Source organism: Verrucomicrobiota bacterium (genome assembly GCA_037139415.1).
Classification (GTDB): domain Bacteria; phylum Verrucomicrobiota; class Verrucomicrobiia; order Limisphaerales; family Fontisphaeraceae; genus JBAXGN01.
In genome coordinates this window covers 1-3,912 of record JBAXGN010000327.1, presented here as the reverse complement: position 1 = coordinate 3,912, position 3,912 = coordinate 1, and the positions used below count along the sequence as shown (strand labels likewise).

General features: G+C 55.6%; 5 protein-coding genes. 4 read left to right on the top strand and 1 reads right to left on the bottom strand.

Features of this window, described 5'->3' with window-relative positions; all coding sequences use genetic code 11:
- Positions 1–161 precede the first annotated feature (161 nt).
- From WCO56_29220 to WCO56_29210, 3 genes are all read left to right on the top strand, one after another.
- Entirely contained in the window at positions 162–518 is a 357-nt protein-coding gene (locus WCO56_29220) for a hypothetical protein (protein ID MEI7733682.1), read from the top strand.
- A gap of 253 nt (positions 519–771) precedes the next feature.
- Positions 772–1,071 (top strand): hypothetical protein, encoded by a 300-nt coding sequence (locus WCO56_29215; protein MEI7733681.1) that lies wholly within the window; start codon positions 772–774, stop codon positions 1,069–1,071.
- A gap of 70 nt (positions 1,072–1,141) precedes the next feature.
- Positions 1,142–1,900: a hypothetical protein gene (locus WCO56_29210; protein ID MEI7733680.1), complete on the top strand. Its 759-nt coding sequence runs from the start codon at positions 1,142–1,144 to the stop codon at positions 1,898–1,900.
- Here the strand turns inward: WCO56_29210 and WCO56_29205 are convergent.
- The gene (locus WCO56_29205; GenBank protein MEI7733679.1) at positions 1,891–2,913 is read right to left on the bottom strand and encodes a tyrosine-type recombinase/integrase; all 1,023 of its coding nucleotides are present in this window, start codon (positions 2,911–2,913) and stop codon (positions 1,891–1,893) included. The genes WCO56_29210 and WCO56_29205 overlap by 10 nt on opposite strands.
- A 293-nt stretch (positions 2,914–3,206) precedes the next feature.
- Here WCO56_29205 and WCO56_29200 point away from each other — a divergent pair, with 293 nt between their 5' ends.
- The gene (locus tag WCO56_29200; protein ID MEI7733678.1) at positions 3,207–3,899 is read left to right on the top strand and encodes a phage integrase SAM-like domain-containing protein; all 693 of its coding nucleotides are present in this window, start codon (positions 3,207–3,209) and stop codon (positions 3,897–3,899) included.
- The last annotated feature ends 13 nt before the right edge of the window (positions 3,900–3,912 follow it).

Genomic DNA, 3,912 nt, shown 5'->3' with positions numbered 1-3,912 from the left:
ATTGACAGAGCACGGCGAAAAAGGCAACTTTTATTTGCGGATAAGCACTTAGTTGGGCGTTTGACAAGTTTGAGCAACTCATCAATCGCGTTCACCGCCTTAACTCACCCGAAGATGTTCATGTCTATTCCATTATCTGCGACGGGTCCATTGATAGAACCATGGAACAGAACATCGCCGAGAAAGGCGATGCCTCCGAATTAGTGCTGGATGGTCATCTTCTCGGTGAAAACCCTACCGAATTGAGCCTGGCAGAACTCTTGAGCATCGCCGAAGCAGAGTTTAATCCGGATACCAACACTATTTCTGAGGAAACCCTGCTAAAAGAATGGCCGTCCCTCCGCACCCAGCTATCCGAAGCCCAACGCATTTGGGATACTCCCGCACTGCTGGAACTACCCTCCACTCATTCACCGGTCATTCCGGCACCCGCTCTTATCACTACCTCAGCCATGGTGGTTATTCCAGCAGCCATTGAAGAACCCGACTGGCGTATGCTGATCGCAGGTATAGCCTAACCTTTCGATGACTTATCCCCCCATTCTGACCGCTCAATTCGCTTTTTCGTAAAGTTTATTATAAAAATTGGGAATCATGAGAATTTAGGTGGGAGAATGTGGTCATGACGAAAATCTGTAATACAAGACAGGTAGCCAAATTGATCGGGGTCTCCGAAACGCATGTACCTGCGATAAATCCGATGGATTGTAGCGGCCCCATGACTGACCAACTCCATTACGGCATTCTCCGGACTGGGAAAGAGGCAACGCTATGATTCAGCATCCAGGTACACCCGATCGTTCCTTGCCCGCGTGTCTGGACGCCGAAGCGGCAGCGAAGTTCCTTGGCTGGCCAGCTTATTTCATGCCAATGCTGGCGCGCGCTGGGCATCTCAAGCCCCTGGGCAAACCCGCGCAGAATGCGCGCAAGTGGTATGCGACGGTCGAGCTGGAACGACTTAGCCGTGACCCGGCATGGTTAGATAAGGCCATCCGAATTGTGGACCGGCTGGTCCGCGAGGCTAATGGAAAACAAACTGGCAAGGGACTCGAAACGCCCTTGGCCGTCTGATTGCCGTTTGTCCCCACTCTCGCTCGCGGCTGCGCTTGCAGTACAGCGCTCATTCTGCTAACAATCATGCATGTTTCCGCCGGGAATTGAAGGTATTCAACTGCAGGATTACACCTGCGGCGGGTACTTCCTTGCGCGGTTGCGAAAGCCTGGAATCGATCGCCCCCCCTCGCCGCGGCTTCCCCCTCACTATTTCAGCGCCTCGCGGTGCCTCTCGGATTTTTTCCCGGATGCTTGGGTCTGGAACTATGCCGGGCCTGTCGATGATGACGGGAACCTGGTCGAGGACATCTCCGATCTGCCGGAACGAACGAAAGGTGCTGCCCGGTTTGGGATTACCCCAGAGCAAGTTCCGGCCGTGATCCGCTGGGGCCAGATCCGCTGCGGCCGTGACTTTGGCGTTCCCCGAGGCTTCGAGCACTTGCACCAGGCACGCCGGGCCACAGAATGGATTGGATTGGCCCCGGAGGAGGTCGTCTTTTTCGGCGTCGGCCTGCACTGGATGCTGACGGCCAAGTTCGTGGGCGATTCCGAACCGGACGCTGATTTCATTGTGCCTCACTGTGTGCGTCAGGGGCGGCCACTCAGCCCGGATGGAGTGGCGCTGGGCTACGAACTGCTAAACTACCAGTACGGCGATCTGGGCTGCTCCTGGATCTGCAGTGGATGTGAAGATAAGGTTGCTGATCGCCCTGGTTGTGCGCTGAACGCGCACGGTTACCTGAACACGTTCGAAGCCGCCCTGGAGTGTACCAGAGCGGTCGAACGCGGGGAGATTGGGGCAGAGCCCGGGCCTTGGTATCCGTGGTTGATGGTTCGCTACGGTTGAACCAAGGCCCCATGCGCGGCTGCCTTCTGTTCGTATTCCTCCAGGGAAGGAATTTTCACCAGGGCTCGCTTCGCGTAGGCGCGGTGTACGGCCTTGCTATTGTGCCCCAGGGCCTCTTGGGCGAACCGCTCTGGGTAACCGGCCGTCTTGGCGCGTTCGGCCCACGCGTAGCGGTAGCTGTGGAGCGTGACGCCCTCGATCTTCAACTGCTGACAGCGTTGCTTGAACTCGGTGGCACGGTCGCCGGCGCGCACGCGTGACAAGTAGGGGAACAGCGGCCCTTCACTCGGCAGGTCTTTAAGCAGATTCAGCGCCTCGCTGCCCAGATGGACCAGCACGGGCACGCCGGTCTTTTTTCGGAAGAAACTGACGGTGCTGTTGGTCCAATCCACATCTTCGCCTTTGAGCGCGGCGATGTCGCCCTGACTGGCGCCCAGGTGCCAGCAGAGTTGGTAGAGGTTTTTGCGCTCCGGATTCACCTCGGCGGCGATGATCTGCTGGTGCTCCTCAAGCTTGATGGCGCGTTTCTCCTTGTAGTGGATCGCGGGCCATTGCCGCCGGGGAATAATCGAGGCCGGCAGCCAGTTCATATCAAGGGCGAAGTTGTGGGTCTTGCGCAGGTAGGCGTTGGTGGAGACGGTGCCCTTGCGCAACACTTCAAAGAAATGCTCGGCTTGCGTCTCGATGAGCAGGCGGCGGCGGATGCGGTCGAAGGCCTTGTCCTTGGCCGCGCTCTGCCAGCGGTATTGCGTCGGGCCGGTCTTCAGCTTGATGATCTCATCCAGGACGTGCTGCCAGGTGCGTTCGCTGACCATGGGATCGCTGTGCCTGAGGTAAACGCGGGCAAGCCCGAGGTTCATGGCGGGCTGTTTGCCGGCCTCGTTCAAGGCCATCAGCAGGCGCGTAGCCTCGGCCTTATTCTTGGTCTTAAGGCTCTCGAAAGTTTTGGTGGTGTTATCAAAAGCGTAGTACACGCTTTTGCGGCGGAGAAATATTCGGTAACGTTCTTTCATGGCTCGTACAGGGTCGAGCCTATCTCCTTTGCGACTCCGGCGGTTAGCCCAGTGTGGCGTCACGTGCCACAAAGTGGAACAATTTGAGCAATTTTCAAACTGTTAGCCAAACCGTTAGCCATTGGCATTTCCAGCTTCCTAACTCATTTATGCACACGCACTTAGAGCTGGAGGCGAGGGTCGGAATCGAACCGACGCTTCGATTCCAATCCTTTCCAGAGCAAAAAAGCCCGTATTTACGACACTAATAGACGCTATTGACAGCATGGCCGGTTAGCAGTACGTTATCAGTTATGGCAAGCGTTCATAAACGACCGAACACCCAATATTGGTTTGCTGCTTGGCGCAGTGACGACGGTAAACCGAATTTGAGGTCCACGAAGCAAACCGACCGGAACAAGGCGCTGACAATCGCTTTGGAGTGGGAGCGGGTGGACCGAAAGATATGGAAGGGAGAAATGGTTGAAAGCCAGGTCCGGCAGGTCATCAATGAGATGTTAGAGCGCGTTGGTGAGCCTTCCATTCCTATTCCAGGCACCGCTATTTGGTTGCGGGAATGGATTACTGATAAAGAAGCCAATAAGTCGGAGGGTACGGCTGTGCGTTATAAGGGTGTCATTGAGGATTTTATTGGGCATCTTGCGGCGCGGGCGTCGAAACCATTAACCAGTGTCACCGCCCGTGATATCCAGTCGTTTCTCACCAAACGGAAGAATGAAGGCATGTCCTCCACTACCATCGTATTGGATGCAAAAATCTTGCGGGCGGCATTTAATAGGGCACGCAGGCAAAACCTAGTTCAATCAAATCCCGCTGAGGCTGTCGATCTGCCGGAGAAAGAAAGCATTGAGCGCGGAGTGTTTACACCGGTAGAGATCAAACTGCTGGTGGATGCTGCCAAGGAATCTGAATGGGCAACCGTGATCCTCTTTGGGTTCTACACTGGCGCTAGCAGCCTGTCGGACTTAGAAAAGCAGTTTTTTTAAGAAGCCCGGACAT